The sequence below is a fragment of the Vibrio chagasii genome, from assembly GCA_041879415.1.
Taxonomy (GTDB): domain Bacteria; phylum Pseudomonadota; class Gammaproteobacteria; order Enterobacterales; family Vibrionaceae; genus Vibrio.
In genome coordinates this window covers 1,819,254-1,835,334 of record CP090851.1, presented here as the reverse complement: position 1 = coordinate 1,835,334, position 16,081 = coordinate 1,819,254, and the positions used below count along the sequence as shown (strand labels likewise).

Annotated in this window: 15 protein-coding genes and 1 other annotated feature; of the genes, 10 read left to right on the top strand and 5 right to left on the bottom strand. The window is 44.4% G+C overall.

The window, feature by feature from the left end:
- Positions 1-78: 78 nt before the first annotated feature.
- The 4 genes from bioB to bioD are packed head-to-tail and all read left to right on the top strand — an operon-like array spanning position 79 to position 3,777.
- On the top strand, positions 79-1,131 hold the full coding sequence (gene bioB / locus L0991_08165) for a biotin synthase BioB (GenBank protein XGB61423.1): 1,053 nt from the start codon (positions 79-81) through the stop codon (positions 1,129-1,131).
- Positions 1,118-2,290, top strand: coding sequence for an 8-amino-7-oxononanoate synthase (gene bioF / locus L0991_08160; protein XGB61422.1), 1,173 nt, complete (start codon positions 1,118-1,120; stop codon positions 2,288-2,290). The genes bioB and bioF overlap by 14 nt, the downstream gene beginning before the upstream one ends.
- Before the next feature lie 3 nt (positions 2,291-2,293).
- Positions 2,294-3,097 (top strand): malonyl-ACP O-methyltransferase BioC, encoded by an 804-nt coding sequence (gene bioC, locus L0991_08155; protein ID XGB61421.1) that lies wholly within the window; start codon positions 2,294-2,296, stop codon positions 3,095-3,097.
- Positions 3,094-3,777, top strand: coding sequence for a dethiobiotin synthase (gene bioD / locus L0991_08150; protein ID XGB61420.1), 684 nt, complete (start codon positions 3,094-3,096; stop codon positions 3,775-3,777). The genes bioC and bioD overlap by 4 nt, the downstream gene beginning before the upstream one ends.
- An 83-nt stretch (positions 3,778-3,860) precedes the next feature.
- On the opposite strand, the gene L0991_08145 is transcribed toward bioD, so the two are convergent.
- Entirely contained in the window at positions 3,861-4,028 is a 168-nt protein-coding gene (locus L0991_08145) for a hypothetical protein (GenBank protein XGB61419.1), read from the bottom strand.
- Positions 4,029-4,304: 276 nt separating this feature from the next.
- Here L0991_08145 and htpX point away from each other — a divergent pair, with 276 nt between their 5' ends.
- Complete coding sequence (htpX, locus tag L0991_08140; GenBank protein ID XGB61418.1) at positions 4,305-5,168, top strand: protease HtpX; 864 nt, start codon at positions 4,305-4,307, stop codon at positions 5,166-5,168.
- Between the two features lie 274 nt (positions 5,169-5,442).
- Here the strand turns inward: htpX and purB are convergent, their stop codons facing one another.
- The 3 genes from purB to mnmA all read right to left on the bottom strand — a co-directional run bounded on the left by purB (position 5,443) and on the right by mnmA (position 8,754).
- On the bottom strand, positions 5,443-6,813 hold the full coding sequence (gene purB / locus L0991_08135; protein ID XGB61417.1) for an adenylosuccinate lyase: 1,371 nt from the start codon (positions 6,811-6,813) through the stop codon (positions 5,443-5,445).
- Between the two features lie 143 nt (positions 6,814-6,956).
- Complete coding sequence (hflD, locus tag L0991_08130; GenBank protein ID XGB61416.1) at positions 6,957-7,574, bottom strand: high frequency lysogenization protein HflD; 618 nt, start codon at positions 7,572-7,574, stop codon at positions 6,957-6,959.
- A gap of 43 nt (positions 7,575-7,617) precedes the next feature.
- The gene (mnmA, locus tag L0991_08125) at positions 7,618-8,754 is read right to left on the bottom strand and encodes a tRNA 2-thiouridine(34) synthase MnmA (protein ID XGB61415.1); all 1,137 of its coding nucleotides are present in this window, start codon (positions 8,752-8,754) and stop codon (positions 7,618-7,620) included.
- Positions 8,755-8,957: 203 nt separating this feature from the next.
- Between mnmA and L0991_08120 the strand changes: the two genes are divergently transcribed.
- Together L0991_08120 and L0991_08115 are read left to right on the top strand one after the other, a co-directional pair.
- Positions 8,958-9,227: a hypothetical protein gene (locus L0991_08120; GenBank protein XGB61414.1), complete on the top strand. Its 270-nt coding sequence runs from the start codon at positions 8,958-8,960 to the stop codon at positions 9,225-9,227.
- Positions 9,228-9,329: 102 nt separating this feature from the next.
- Positions 9,330-10,634: an inosine/guanosine kinase gene (locus tag L0991_08115; protein ID XGB61413.1), complete on the top strand. Its 1,305-nt coding sequence runs from the start codon at positions 9,330-9,332 to the stop codon at positions 10,632-10,634.
- A gap of 211 nt (positions 10,635-10,845) precedes the next feature.
- Here L0991_08115 and L0991_08110 read toward each other — a convergent pair whose 3' ends face one another.
- On the bottom strand, positions 10,846-11,256 hold the full coding sequence (locus tag L0991_08110; GenBank protein ID XGB61412.1) for an H-NS histone family protein: 411 nt from the start codon (positions 11,254-11,256) through the stop codon (positions 10,846-10,848).
- 654 nt (positions 11,257-11,910) lie between these two features.
- Here L0991_08110 and L0991_08105 point away from each other — a divergent pair.
- From L0991_08105 to hisD, 3 genes are all read left to right on the top strand, one after another.
- Positions 11,911-13,503 (top strand): Na+/H+ antiporter NhaC family protein, encoded by a 1,593-nt coding sequence (locus tag L0991_08105; GenBank protein XGB61411.1) that lies wholly within the window; start codon positions 11,911-11,913, stop codon positions 13,501-13,503.
- A 190-nt stretch (positions 13,504-13,693) separates the two neighbouring features.
- Positions 13,694-13,830 (top strand) — a sequence feature (His leader region).
- A gap of 53 nt (positions 13,831-13,883) precedes the next feature.
- Entirely contained in the window at positions 13,884-14,780 is an 897-nt protein-coding gene (hisG, locus tag L0991_08100) for an ATP phosphoribosyltransferase (protein ID XGB61410.1), read from the top strand.
- The gene (gene hisD / locus L0991_08095) at positions 14,780-16,081 is read left to right on the top strand and encodes a histidinol dehydrogenase (GenBank protein XGB61409.1); all 1,302 of its coding nucleotides are present in this window, start codon (positions 14,780-14,782) and stop codon (positions 16,079-16,081) included. Before hisG ends, hisD begins: the two co-directional genes overlap by 1 nt.

The following is a 16,081-nucleotide window of genomic DNA, read 5'->3' as shown; positions in this document are numbered from 1 at the left end:
TGTCGGTAGACTAGCCAAGCATAAATGCAATCTCTATTGATGGAGATGCGACATCAAATAATAAAAAAGGATCGACACGTGGAAGTTCGTCATGACTGGACAGTCGCTGAAGTAAAGGCACTGCTTGAAAAACCATTTATGGATTTAATGTTTGAAGCACAACTGGTTCACAGACAGTACCAAGAGCACAACCACGTGCAGGTGAGTACGCTGTTATCGATCAAGACAGGTGCTTGTCCTGAAGATTGTAAATACTGTCCTCAAAGTGCTCACTATCGAACTGACGTTGATAAAGAGCGTTTGATGGAAGTTGAGCGTGTGTTAGATGCTGCACAAAAAGCGAAGAATGCGGGCTCAACTCGTTTTTGTATGGGCGCAGCATGGAAGAACCCAAAAGCGCGCGATATGCCACACCTCACCGATATGATTAAAGGTGTGAAAGGTATGGGGCTAGAAACCTGTATGACACTTGGCATGCTAACGCCTGAGCAAGCAGGTGAGTTAGCCGATGCAGGATTGGATTACTACAACCACAATCTTGATACCTCTCCAGAGTTTTATGGCAGCATTATCACCACTCGTACTTATCAAGATCGTCTAGACACGCTATCTCACGTTCGTGATGCCGGAATGAAGATCTGTTCTGGCGGTATCATTGGCATGGGCGAAAGCACCAATGACCGTGCGGGCTTGCTGGTTGAACTGGCTAACCTTCCGGTACACCCAGAGAGTGTGCCAATCAACATGCTTGTTAAAGTGAAAGGCACACCGATGGAAAACGTCGATGATGTTGAGTCTTTCGACTTTATTAAATTGATCGCGATTGCTCGTATCATGATGCCGAAGTCTGCGGTTCGTTTATCTGCAGGTCGCGAGAACATGAACGAACAGATGCAAGCGATGTGTTTCATGGCAGGTGCAAACTCTATCTTCTACGGCTGTAAGCTACTGACGACACCAAACCCAGATGAAGATACAGATATGCAGCTGTTCAAGAAGCTGGGTATCAACAGCCAAGAAGTGGCTCAAAAGCCTGATGAAATTCAAGAAAACGAACTGTTAGATCAAGTGGTGGAGCGCGTTGCAGCTCGCCCTACGAAAGATGACATGTTCTACGATGCCACGGTTTAAATCTCGCATTAAAGAAGCCCTTGTTCATCGCCGTGAGCAAGGGTTAACTCGTCAACTCAAGGTGCTTGAAAACAGTAATGGTCCATTGCTTAGTAGTGAAGGTTTACCCTTCATAAACTTTTCGAGCAATGACTATTTGGGATTGGCTAACGATCCTGAGTTGGTCGAAGCATGGCAAAACGGGTTGTCTCAGTATGGCGCTGGCAGTGCAGCGTCGCCATTAGTCACCGGGTTTAGCTCAGCTCATCGAAACCTAGAAGCTCAGCTGTGTGAGTGGCTTGGCTTCGAGCGTGCGATTCTTTTCAGCTCTGGATTCAGCGCCAATCAAGCCTTGTTGTTTTCTCTGCTCGAGAAAGATGACGTCTTGCTACAAGACAAACTTAACCACGCCTCTTTGATGGAAGCGGGTGTGCTTTCTCCTGCCTCAATGAAACGCTTTAAGCACAACGATGTGCAGCATCTTGAGTCGTTACTAAGTCGTTCTCCACAATCGTTAGTCGTGACAGAGGGCGTTTTCAGCATGGATGGTGACCAAGCGCCTCTCGAAGATATCGCTAACCTTACCAATGAATACGACAGTTGGTTGGCAGTTGATGATGCTCATGGGATCGGTGTATTAGGCTACAGGGGGGCAGGTAGCTGCAATGCTGCACGAGTCTCACCCGATATTTTGGTGGTGACCTTTGGAAAAGCATTTGGTCTTTCCGGTGCTGCAATTCTATGTTCATCAGATGTGGGTGACTACTTAACCCAGTTTGCACGTCATCATGTGTATTCGACGGCAATGCCACCCTCACAGGCTTTCGCTTTGTCCCATGCGTGTCAGATGATTCAAACCCAAGAGTGGCGCAGAGAAAAACTGATTGATCTAGGTGGTATCTATGCGGAGCAGATGAAAGGTATACAAGGCTTTGTTGATACCAATACTCCTATTAAGCCATTTGTGATAGGCGAAGCACAGGCGGCATTATCGATAGCGGAAGAGTTAAAGCGCAATCAGATATGGGTAACGGCGATAAGACCGCCAACCGTTCCTTCTGGGACGGCTCGTTTGAGAATCACATTAACCGCCAATCACACTCAAAAGCAGGTTAACCAATTAAGTCGTTCGTTGCTTCAAGCTATCGAATTGAGCTGTGCATTAAAGGAAGAGGTTTAGCAAATGTCACAGGAAGCAGTAGTGCATGAATACCTAGGCCAAGATAAAAGTGCGATTGCCGAAGCGTTTGGAAAAGCGGCAACTACCTATGACAAACATGCTGAGTTTCAGCGTGATGTGGGCCACCGCTTACTGGATAAGCTACCAAGCGATCTTTCTGGTCTTAAGGTGCTCGACCTCGGTTGCGGAACGGGTTATTTCTCAGAACAGTTGTTGAATCGCGGTGCCGAAGTGGTTTGTGCCGATCTCTCTCTTGGAATGCTAGAGAAGGCAAAGCAGCGCTGTGGTTCTGCCGTCTCTTTATATCAACAAGCTGATGCCGAACAATTGCCGTTTGCAAATGGATGCTTCGATATTGTTTTCTCGAGCTTAGCGTTGCAATGGTGTGATGATTTATCGTCGCCTTTAAAGGAAATGAAGCGTGTTACGGCGGCTAATGGGCAAGTCATCTTCTCAACTTTGCTTTATGGATCACTGTTTGAGCTAGAAAAGTCATGGTCCAAAATTGACTCACATCAACACGTTAACCATTTTATTACAATCAATCAGGTAAAAATTGCGTTAGCGCAATCTAGCTGTACGGCTCATCAACTAGACTTGCCCACCATCACCGTTTGGTACGACACTGCGTTTGAACTGATGCGAGACCTTAAAGGCATTGGCGCTAATCACGTAAGTGGTCGCTCACAAGGTTTGACAAGTCGTCGCATGTTGCAGCTTGTTGAACGGGAATATCGAGAGTTTAAAAACCATCAAGGTTTCTTACCAGCAACATATCAAGTTTGTTTAGGGGTTATTCAATTATGATTGATGCAGTATTCATTGCAGGTACGGATACCGAAGTGGGAAAAACTGTGGTTTCAAAAGCGATTCTTCAAGCTTTGGCCGCACAAGATTTATCAACAATTGGTTATAAGCCAGTTGCTGCAGGGTGTGAAAAGTACCCTGAAGGGTTACGTAATAGCGACGCTCTACATCTTCAAGAAGCAGCGACACAAGAGATCGCTTATGAAGATGTTAACCCGTACGCATTGCTACTACCTTCATCACCTCACATTGCAGCTAAGCATGACGGTGTGGTGATTGAAGAAGAAGTGCTATCGACTAAGCTAGCTGAACATAAGCAGAACTCTGACATCGTTTTAGTAGAGGGTGCAGGTGGGTGGCGAGTACCTGTTTCAGATGATGAGTACCTGTCTAGCTGGGTTAAAAAAGAACAGCTTCCAGTGGTTCTGACGGTAGGTATTAAGCTAGGCTGCTTGAGCCACGCTCTATTAACTGCAGAAGCGATTCGTGCTGACGGCTTAAACCTAGTCGGTTGGGTGGCTAACCGCATTAATCCAGGCACTGAGCATTACGCGGATATTATTGCGATGCTTGAAGATAAGCTAGGTGCGCCAAAGCTAGGTGAGATCCCTTATGTACCAAAAGCTAAGTCCAAGAACATTGGTAAGTACATCGATGTTCAGCCATTGCTTGCACTGTAATTGGTGAGTAGAGCATAGAATAAGAAAAGGGCTGCGATTGCAGCCCTTTTGCTATTTAAGCCTTTATAGAGTCAAGCGAGGGATTAGTGCTCTTTAGTCAGCCCCATTAGTGCTTGCTGTGTCTCTGTGATGTTTGCTTGCGCTGCTTCTGGCGTAAGAATACCGATCTGTTTTTTCGCTTCTTCTTCAGTAATCCCTAGGTGACAGCACAGTAAATCGATAGCCATTTGAGTGTTAGTACCTTCAACCATGATCCTTTCCTTTTGTTACATGAACTAGCCAATACATTAATTGACTGACACTCTAAACGGATCGTTAGAGGTAGACCATACTACTTAGGTCTAATGGACGAGTACGAATTGCGCTACTCCCGTAATCAAATGTTTCAATTTAATGCTTAACCTTGTTTTCTTAATCTAAGACTATATGTATAAGTAAGTATAAGTCGTCAAGGTTGGAATCAATTGCTGTCTGCCTTGTCTATAACAATAAGTTTGATAAAAACAGCTTTCATGCGGAGATAAGTAATGAAGCGAGTAATGTTGTTCCTTGCAACCAACCTTGCGGTTGTATTGGTTCTAAGTGTTGTTCTTAATATTGTATACGCAGTCACAGGTATGCAACCAGGTAGCCTCTCAGGCTTACTGGTGATGGCTGCGGTATTCGGTTTCGGCGGCTCATTCATCTCACTAATGATGTCAAAGAAAATGGCACTTCGTTCTGTTGGCGGTATGGTTATTGAAAGCCCGCGTAACGAAACAGAACATTGGTTGATGGAGACGGTAAGCCGTCAATCTCAACAGGTTGGTATTGGTATGCCGACAGTGGCGATCTATGACTCGCCAGACATCAACGCATTTGCGACAGGCGCTAAGCGTGACGATTCACTGGTCGCGGTATCAACTGGTTTGCTACACAACATGACACGTGATGAAGCTGAAGCGGTACTGGCGCACGAAGTTAGCCACATCGCAAACGGCGACATGGTGACAATGACGCTGATGCAAGGTGTTGTGAACACGTTCGTTATTTTCCTATCTCGTTTCATTGCCAATATTGTGGCATCGAATGACAACGAGGAAGAAGGTGGTAGCAACATGATGGTGTACTTCGGTGTGTCTATGGTGCTGGAATTGGTATTCGGTTTCCTAGCGAGCTTCATCACCATGTGGTACAGCCGCCATCGTGAGTTCCATGCTGATGCAGGTGCTGCTCACTTGGTAGGTAAAGAGAAGATGATTGCTGCTCTAGAGCGTCTTAAGGTGAGCCACGAGCCACAACTAGAAGGTTCTATGATGGCATTTGGTATCAACGGTAAGAAGTCTCTAACTGAGCTACTAATGAGCCACCCACCGCTAGACAAGCGTATTGCGTCTCTACGTAACATGTAATGTCTAATACGATTAGCCATCGCTAATCGATAAGGTAAATCTAAAGGCTTCCTTCGGGAGGCCTTTTTTGATCTTGGCGTTTAAGATAACAAGTGTTGATACATGAGGTGCACTTGTCGCTAGGTGAATAATGAATGAGTAAGGGACGAGTAGATCAATTGGAGAAGGCTTGGTGTTCTATGTTGACGATTCTTTTGACGATAGATTTAGTTCCGCGCAATAAAAAGGCTTCCACATAGGAAGCCTTCTCATATCATCTAATTCGAATCTCGAATTACAGCTTGTCAGTTAGCTCGACAGCTTGACCGATGTAGTTCGCTGGAGTCATCTCTTTCAGACGAACTTTCTCGTCTTCAGGGATCTCTAGGCCGTCGATGAATGCACGCATGCCTTCGCCATCTACACGCTTACCACGAGTTAGCTCTTTAAGCTTCTCGTATGGCTTCTCGATGCCGTAACGACGCATTACTGTTTGTACTGGTTCAGCTAGAACTTCCCAGTTTTTGTCTAGTTCAGCAAGTAGTGCTTCGCGGTTAACCTCTAGCTTGCTAATACCTTTCAGAGTTGAAGTGTATGCAATGATAGCGTAGCCAACACCAACACCTAGGTTACGAAGAACCGTAGAGTCAGTTAGGTCACGTTGCCAGCGAGAAACTGGAAGTTTTTGCGCTAGGTGGCCGAATACAGCGTTAGCTAGACCAAGGTTGCCTTCCGAGTTTTCGAAGTCAATTGGGTTAACTTTGTGCGGCATTGTAGATGAGCCGATTTCACCAGCAATCGTCTTCTGCTTGAAGTGACCAAGAGCAATGTAGCCCCAAACGTCACGGTCGAAGTCTAGAAGGATAGTGTTGAAACGAGCAATCGCGTCGAATAGCTCAGCGATGTAATCGTGAGGTTCGATTTGAGTTGTGTACGGGTTCCAAGTTACACCAAGAGATTCAGTGATGAACTCTTCAGAGAACTGGTGCCAATCTACTTCTGGGTATGCAGAAAGGTGTGCGTTGTAGTTACCAACAGCGCCGTTGATTTTCGCTAGGATCTCAACGTTTTCGATTTGCTTGTATTGACGTTCCATACGGTACGCAACGTTAGCCATCTCTTTACCCATAGTAGAAGGAGAAGCAGGCTGACCGTGTGTACGAGAAAGAAGAGGGATATCGCGGTATTCGTTCGCTAGTGCTTTGATTGCGTCGATTACGTTGCGGATCTCTGGAAGAACAACTTTGTCGCGAGCTTCTTTAAGCATAAGCGCGTGAGACGTGTTGTTGATGTCCTCAGAAGTACATGCAAAGTGAATGAATTCGTTTACAGCGTGAAGCTCAGGAACGCCAGCTACTTTCTCTTTTAAGAAGTATTCAACCGCTTTTACGTCGTGGTTTGTAGTGCGCTCGATCTCTTTGATACGTAGAGCATCTTCTTCGCTGAAGTTAGCGGCTAGTTCATCAAGAAACTGGTTAGCTTCTGCACTGAACGCTGGTACTTCTTTGATTGCATCAGTAGCTGCAAGCTTTTGTAACCAACGAATTTCAACGATAGAGCGGTACTTTAGTAGACCAAACTCACTAAAGATGCTGCGTAATGCAATAGTCTTACTTCCGTAACGGCCGTCTACTGGTGAAACAGCAGTCAATGCTGACAGTTCCATGGTGTTCTCCTGAATTGAGTTTTCTAAATTTTGAGAGGTTTATACCAGTAACAATCTCAATTGTCACGCATATTGCGCAAACGTTTGCGTGAGAGTTGTGTTGATACAAAAAACAAGCTCGCGACGAGGCGCGAGCTAATAAGTTACATTCGAGCTAATAGGATTTGAGCCTGCTCGATCATCTTCTTGCGACCGAAGATAAGGTGACGACGTTTGCCGCCCACCTGACGCCATAGAACAGCACTTCGAATCCCTGAGAGTAGTAGGGCACGAACCTTATGTTGGGTCGAGGTTTGTTGAAGTACCGCTGGCGTGCCAGAAACCTGAATACGAGGGCCGATTGGGCTCACAACATCAAGGTAGATGCTCGCTAGGTTGCTGACCATCTGCTCGTCAAACAAGTCGAAATGTTCACTCTGACGCTCTGCAGTTTGAATGCGGTCACCAAGCTGAGACATAGAGTCGTTGCGAGATGATAGCTTACGTTCAAGCGCCATTAAGCTGATGATGTAACGAGTGATATCGCTACCAGCAGGAGTACTATCGATACCTTTTACTAGGCACTCAAGACCTAATTTTAGGTTAGCTTCACGTCCAAAAACACCAACAGTGTTTGCTGGGCTAGTATTCAAAATAGCACTGAGTGAAGCTTCGAAGGCATCTTTATCACAATGGCCGTCTTTCGCTACTTGTTGAACCAAAGCCACAGCTTGGCAAATTCCGGCGAAAGCAATAGTACGGTCATAAAGTGTATTAGCCACGTAGTAACTCCTAGTTGTCTTCTATCGTTTGTCGTTCGATCAGTTAGATGCGTTTTTCGATGATACCACCGCCAAGACATACGTGGTCTTGGTAGAATACTGCAGATTGACCTGGGGTCACTGCGATCTGTGGCTCGTCAAAAATAACCTTAATGTTCTCGTCATCAATTGGGATGATTGTACAAGGAATATCGGTTTGACGGTAACGTGTTTTTACCGTGCATGTCATAACTTCAGTAATTGGTGTGCGATTTACCCAATGAAGCTGAGAAGCGATCAAACCTTCTGATTTAAGAAGAGGGTGATCTTTACCTTGTACGGCAATCAGAACATTACGCTTAAGGTCTTTTTCACCAACAAACCATGGTTCTTCATTACCACCACCACCTTTGGTGCCGCCAATGTGAAGGCCTTTACGTTGGCCCAGCGTGTGGTACATCAAGCCGTTGTGGTTACCAATCACTTTACCTTCTGGTGTTTCGATGTCACCTGGTTGTGCTGGTAGGTATTTGCCAAGGAACTCTGTGAACTTACGCTCACCGATAAAGCAGATACCTGTAGAATCTTTCTTCTTCGCCGTGATTAAGTCTTGCTCTTCAGCAATGCGTCGCACTTCTGGCTTCTCTAATTCACCAACTGGGAATAGGCTGCGCGCAACTTGGTCTGAGCTTAGCGTGTAAAGGAAGTAGCTTTGGTCTTTGTTGCTGTCTAGACCACGTAGCATCTCTGGTTTTACGCCAGCATCTAGCTCTTCTTGAGTTGGGAAAGTACGACGAACGTAGTGACCCATCGCAATGTAGTCTGCGTCTAATACTTCATCGGCAAACTCTAAGAATGCTTTGAATTTGATTTCTTTGTTACAAAGAATATCTGGGTTAGGCGTACGACCTGCTTTGTATTCCGCAAGGAAGTATTCGAATACATTGTCCCAGTATTCTGCAGCAAAGTTGATTGTGTGAAGGTGGATACCTAGTTTGTCACATACCGCCTGAGCATCAGCAAGATCTTCAGCTGCCGTGCAGTATTCTTCGTTATCGTCTTCTTCCCAGTTTTTCATGAAAAGGCCTTCTACCTGATAGCCTTGTTGCTGAAGAAGATACGCCGATACTGACGAATCTACACCGCCGGACATACCGACAATTACTTTCTTTTCGCTGTTTCCAGAGCTGATATCTGACATGTCTAAACACCGTTACTATTACTTGGTCGCAGATTCTAACAGAAAGAGAAACGCCGTGACAGATCCGAGACCGGAATCACAGTTTCATTTGCACAAATAGTGCGCTGACTTTGTTAGTAATCGCATGAGAGCGAGGTGAGTCGCTAGGATGTCAGAAGTATATGTGGCATAGTCGCTCGAAATCCAAGACTTGAGATAAAAAAATGTCTGAACAAAATGAATTTATGCAAGAAGAGCAGTTGATTGAAATTATTGAAAATCAGCTAGAAGACGGTCAGCCAATTAAAGTAAAAGAGACGTTAATGCGTCTTATGATGACAGGCACACCGCGTGAAGACGCAATTGCAGCAATGGCATGCGCACTTGCAGTTGAAGTATTTGACGTAATGAAGAACGGCGCAGAGTTTAATCAAAAGCGTTATGCCGAGCATTTAGAGATGCTGCCTGATTTAAGCTTTATGGAAGGTGAATAAAAAAATAACTCAGCAAACGTTTGCTATAGTTTGAATGATTGCCGCGTTAAATATAGCGCGGTAGAATCCGCCACCTATTTCCCCTTGACTTAGACTAGCCCTATGAAATTCCCTGGACAACGTAAATCAAAGCACTATTTTCCGGTTCACGCACGTGACCCATTAGTGAGCCAAGCTCAAAGCAGTAAAAGAATGTCACGCACTCATATTATCGGTATTGACCAAACTTTGGTTGATATTGAAGCAAAAGTGAGTTCTGAACTTATTGAGAAGTACGGTTTAAGTAAGGGACACTCACTGGTTATCGGTGATGAAGCGGCTGAGTCTTTATATCAAGAACTAAAAGAACAGTGTCTAATTACCAATGAATATGCTGGTGGCACTATCGGTAATACATTACACAATTACTCAGTACTAGCGGATGACCGTTCAACGCTACTAGGTGTAATGAGCCAAGATATTAAAATTGGTAGCTATGGTTACCGCTATTTATGTAATACATCAAGCAGAATGGACTTGAACCATTTACAAGGGGTAGATGGCGCAATCGGTCGCTGCTTTGCATTAATTACTGAAGATGGTGAGCGTACTTTCGCAATTAGCGAAGGGCAAATGAACCAACTAAAACCAGAAAGTATTCCTGAAAAGATTTTCAAAAGTGCTTCTGCTTTAGTATTAACGGCTTATTTAGTTCGTTGTAAGCTAGGTGACCCGATGCCTGAAGCAACAATGAAAGCGATCGAATACGCGAAGAAATACGATGTACCTGTTGTTTTAACTTTGGGTACTAAATTCGTTATTCAAGACGATCCTGAATTCTGGAAAGGTTTCTTAGAGCAACATGTAACGGTTGTTGCAATGAATGAAGACGAAGCTGAAGCCCTAACTGGTGAAAGCGATCCACTTGCTGCTTCTGATAAAGCGCTAGATTGGGTAGACCTAGTACTATGTACTGCAGGCCCTGTTGGTCTATTTATGGCGGGTTACACGGAAGACGCAGCGAAACGTGAAACATCACTGCCTTTACTTCCAGGTTCAATTGCTGAATTTAACCGTTATGAATTTAGCCGTCCTGCTCATAAAGATTTATGTGAAAACCCTACTAAAGTTTATTCACATATTTCGCCTTATATGGGCGGTCCTGAGAAGATCAAAAATACCAACGGTGCAGGTGATGCAGCTTTATCTGCTTTATTACATGATATGGCGGCGAATAAGTACCACAAAGAAAACGTGCCAAACTCAAGTAAACACCAGCATTCATTCTTGACGTATTCATCTTTCTCACAAGTTTGTAAATATTCGAACCGTGCGAGCTATGAAGTATTGGTTCAGCACTCTCCACGTTTATCTCGCGGTCTTCCTGAAAGAGAAGATAGCCTAGAAGAAGCGTACTGGGAAAGATAAGAGACTTTGTTTATCCGCTGCGCACAAGTTTATCAAATGCGCAGCAATGTTTATAAAGAACATGAATGGGTAACAAAATATAAAAAAGGCTCCGAAAGGAGCCTTTTTTGTTTCTAAATATATTGAAGTCGTAAATAATACTTTAGTCGACTTAAATATTAATTCTATTGCTTAGTCAGTAATTGCGACACCCACTATGCAAATTGAACATTTAGATAGCGAAATCTTCTAGAGATTTACCAGCGTCTAGTTGTTCTTGGATAGCTGAAGGTGTACGACCTTGACCTGTCCAAGTTTTCTCGTCGCCGTTCGCATCTACGTATTTGTATTTAGCTGGGCGAGGAGCGCGTTTCGCTTTTGTTGTTTTAGATTTTGCTTCGCCAGAAAGCGCAGCAATAAGATCAGCAACATCAATTCCGTCTTTTGCGATTTGCTCAGCAATAGCAGAAAGTTTAGCTTCTTGTGCTGCTTTAGCCGCACGTTCTTCAGCTTCAGACTCTTGACGCTCTTGTACAACAATAGTTAGCTTGTCTAGCGCTTCTTCTAGTTGCTCAAGAGTTAATTCACGTGAGAATGCGCGAAGGCTACGGATATTTAATAGAGTTTTTGTTAATTCAGACATGATATTTTCCATCAAGGTAAACTAAATAATCTACCTAATAATAAACAGAGCTTGGGAATAAAACAAACAGTATTTCTTCTATTACATATTTAAATATAAAAGTGAGATGAATAGTTGAAAATGCCAATGCTCATCTCAATTGAATTTATAATAAATATTAAGAATATCTTAAAAACTGATATGTGACTGGTGGAGTAGTTACACTATGTTGACTATTCTTAAGTTGAATAGTTCACAAATAAAAAGCCGCTTTTCTCGGAATGATATGTTGCATTGTTGCTCTTGATGGGTACAATTGCGGCTACCTGATGCGATGCTTTGGTTAATCATTTGTTAAACTATTGTTTGAGTGGTTAATAATGTTGTCGCACGTAGAGGTGCAATTATAAAAAGTAGTTTTCGTTGGGGTGATGCCAATGAACGGGAATGAAAGGTGTAATTGCCGAAGTAAATTGTATATCTAAGCAATTTGCTGGGGTTGTGCTCAATAGGTACAACACTGCCATAGTCTTAATTTTAAACTATGGAGCGCTACTGTAGGGTTGGGTGAAGTGTTCACTTCCCTTTCGCTTAGTTCAACATGAACTTGGTCATCCGTATCAAGTTTGTCTGCAGTAGATCTCTAGCCAAATAAAAAACTGGTTTTTGAAGATCATGAATTTAATAGATTTTGCAACATCTCCTTTATCTTTGCTTCCGCCACTTGTGGCTTTGAGCCTTGCTATCGTTACCCGCCGTGTATTGGTTTCTCTGGGTGTCGGTATCGTTATGGGTGCTATCTTACTTGCTGATTACTCAGTGGGTAATGCCGCTAGCTACGTATTTACTAAAGCATCTGGCGTTTTCATTGAAGATGGCGGTATTAACACTTGGAACATGAGCATCATTGCTTTCCTAATTATCTTGGGAATGACAACGGCGCTATTAACATTGTCTGGTGGTACTCGCGCATTCGCTGAATGGGCTCAGTCTCGCGTTAAAAGCAAACGTGGTTCTAAACTGCTTGCAGCTTTCTTAGGCGTATTCATCTTTGTGGATGATTACTTTAACAGCTTGGCGGTAGGTGCAATCTCTCGTCCTGTAACAGACCGTTTCTACGTATCTCGCGCTAAGCTAGCTTATATTCTTGATTCTACTGCAGCTCCTATGTGTGTGATCATGCCAGCTTCGAGCTGGGGTGCTTACATCATTACTATTATCGGTGGCATCCTAGTAACACACGGTGTGACTGAGTATTCAGCTCTGGGCGCTTACGTTCGTCTAATTCCAATGAACTTCTATGCGGTATTTGCACTTCTTATGGTGTTCGCAGTGGCGTGGTTCGGTCTAGATGTTGGTAAGATGCGTGATCACGAGATCGAAGCGTCTCAAGGTCGTGGCTTTGAAGGTGACAACGACAGCCAACAAGCTCACGATTTAAACGAAGAGCTAGATATCGAAGAGAGCGAGAACGGTTCTGTTTCTGACCTAATCATGCCGATCGTTTCATTGATCGTAGCGACGGTTGCAGCGATGCTTTACACAGGTGGTCAAGCGTTAGCGGCTGATGGTCAAGCGTTTAACCTACTTGGTGCATTCGAAAATACAGATGTTGGTAAGTCTCTTGTTTACGGTGGCATCATCGGCCTACTTGTTGCTCTAGCGACTGTATTTAAGCAGAAGCTATCTATGGCAGACATCGCAAGAACGATGTGGATCGGTGCAAGCTCTATGTTTGGCGCTATCCTAATCCTTGTGTTCGCTTGGACTATCGGTTCAGTAATCGGTGACATGAAAACAGGTACGTACTTGTCTTCTCTAGTAACAGGCAGCATTGATTACCACTGGCTACCAGTTATCCTGTTCCTACTTGCAGGCATCATGGCTTTCTCTACCGGTACTTCATGGGGCACGTTCGGTATCATGCTACCTATCGCGGGTGATATGGCGGCAGCATCTGATATCGCACTGATTCTTCCTATGCTAAGTGCGGTTCTAGCGGGCGCGGTATTTGGTGACCACTGTTCTCCAATCTCTGATACAACGATTCTGTCTTCGACAGGTGCTCGTTGTAACCACATCGACCACGTATCAACACAGCTTCCATACGCGCTATCAGTAGCGTTTGTATCGTGCATTGGCTTCATTACCCTAGGTATGACAGCTTCTATCGGTATCGCATTCAGCGCGGCAGCTCTAACGTTCGTTGCTGTGTGTTTCGCTCTGGCTTATTTCTCTCGCTGCAAAATGGCGACATGCAAAAGCTAAAAACGAAAGTTAATCAGTAAACTATCAGGGAGGCGTTGGCCTCCCTTTTTTGTGCCTGTTAATTTAATTTTAAGTTTCGTGAAAAAAGTTCGAATTAATGGTTGAAAAAGGATCTTACCTTGGTTAGTGTGGAGACAAGACAGCAAACAACCTAAGAGCTGATAAGTATGCGTAAATTAGTAATGAACATTCATCACCATCATCACCCTATTTAGTCTTTCGGGGAGATTTACGTATACCCGGGAGCAAGGTTACTCCCGGAGGTTAAGTCAAAAGAATTTAGATTTAAACCCTCGGGATGACAGAGTCTTCCGAGGGTTTTTTAGTTTTAGCGCTTTTAAATAATCAATAAATTCAAATATTTGCACAGGGATACAGCAATGCAGACACAACGCCTAAGAATCGCAATTCAAAAGAAAGGTCGCCTAAGTAAAGAGTGCCAAGACCTACTAAAAAAATGTGGTGTTAAATTTAACATCATGGGTGAGCGCCTAGTGGTTCATTCACTAAATATGCCAATTGACCTGTTATTAGTTCGTGATGATGACATCCCAGGTCTCATCATGGATGGTGTGGTTGACCTTGGTTTTATCGGTGAGAATGAGCTTGAAGAAGTTCGTCTAGATCGCCTTGCTCTTAAAGAGCCTGCAGAGTTCCAAACACTACGTCGTCTAGATTTCGGTGGCTGCCGTTTATCTATCGCTATCAATAAAGACGAACAGTACAACGGCCCACAAGATCTAGCGGGCAAGCGTATTGCAACAACCTACCCACAACTACTTAAAGCCTACATGGACGAGCAGGGTGTTGATTTCAGCACTTGTATGCTAACAGGCTCGGTTGAAGTAGCTCCTCGCGCTGGTCTAGCTGATGCAATCGCGGACTTAGTTTCTACCGGTGCAACGCTAGAAGCAAACGGTCTAAAAGAAGCGGAAGTGATTTTCCAGTCTAAAGCGACCTTGATTCAACGTACTGGTGAATTCGACGCAGACAAAACAGCATTGATTGAAAAACTACTGACTCGTATGCAGGGTGTTCAACAAGCAAAAGAGTCGAAGTACATCATGCTACACGCGCCAACATCTCAGCTTGAGCAAATCAAAGCACTACTGCCTGGCGCTGAAGATCCAACAGTACTGCCACTTTCAACAGACAAAGATAAAGTTGCCGTTCACCTAGTAAGTACAGAGAACTTGTTCTGGGAAACGATGGAACAGCTGAAAGAGTTAGGCGCAAGCTCGATTCTAGTACTACCAATCGAAAAAATGATGGGGTAATGACGATGAGAACCGTTGTTTGGCAATCTTTAAGTGAATCACAGCAAGACTCGGTATTAGAGCGTCCCGCTATTACTGAAGGTGCAAACATCACAGCGACAGTTTCTGATGTTATTGCAAAAGTACGAAATGAGGGCGATGCAGCGCTTAAAGAACTGACTGAGAAGTTTGACCGCGTTACTCCAAAATCAATTCGAGTGAGCTCGGATGAAATTGAAGAAGCGAGCGCTCGTCTAACTCCAGAAATGAAGCAGGCGTTAGAACAAGCTTACAGCAATATTGCTAAGTTCCACGAAGCTCAGAAACCTCAGCCAATTAAGGTTGAGACGCAACCAGGTGTTGTGTGTGAGCAAGTGACACGTGCGATTAACACGGTTGGTCTATACATCCCGGGTGGCAGTGCGCCACTTCCGTCAACGGTTCTTATGTTAGGTGTTCCTGCTCAAATCGCAGGTTGTCGCAAAGTTGTACTTTGTTCTCCTCCGCCAATCGCTGACGAAATTCTGTATGTCGCTAAGCTTTGTAAGATCGATGAGGTTTACAACGTTGGTGGTGGTCAAGCGGTTGCTGCGATGGCTTACGGTACGGAAAGTGTTGCTAAAGTCGATAAGATTTTCGGCCCAGGTAATGCTTTTGTGACTGAAGCAAAACGCCAAGTAAGCAATGACTTCCGCGGCGCGGCGATTGATATGCCAGCGGGCCCATCAGAAGTGCTAGTCATTGCTGATGAGACAGCAGACGCAGACTTCATTGCTGCTGACTTGTTGAGCCAAGCTGAACACGGTCCTGATTCTCAAGTGGTGTTGGTCACACCTTCTCCATTGATTGCGGATCAAGTGACCGAAGCTGTTCAAAAACAATTGAAAGAGTTGTCTCGTGCGAGTATCGCTCAGCAAGCGCTGGCATCAAGCCTAATCATCATTGCTGAATCCATCACTCAAGCGATTGCGATTTCGAACTTCTACGGTCCTGAACACTTGATCGTTCAAACCAAGAACCCACGTGAATTACTGCCATTGCTAGACAATGCAGGCTCTATCTTCCTTGGCGATTGGTCTCCAGAATCGGCAGGGGACTATGCCTCTGGTACTAACCACGTATTGCCGACTTACGGTTACACCAAGACATACTCTAGCCTTGGTTTAGCTGATTTCTCAAAACGCATGACAGTGCAAGAACTGAGTGCTGATGGCCTAAAAGGCTTAGCACCAACAGTTGTTACTATGGCGGAAGCCGAAGGCTTGGATGCACACAAACGTGCTGTGACTATCCGAGTTGAAAAGTTAAACCAAGCTAAATAA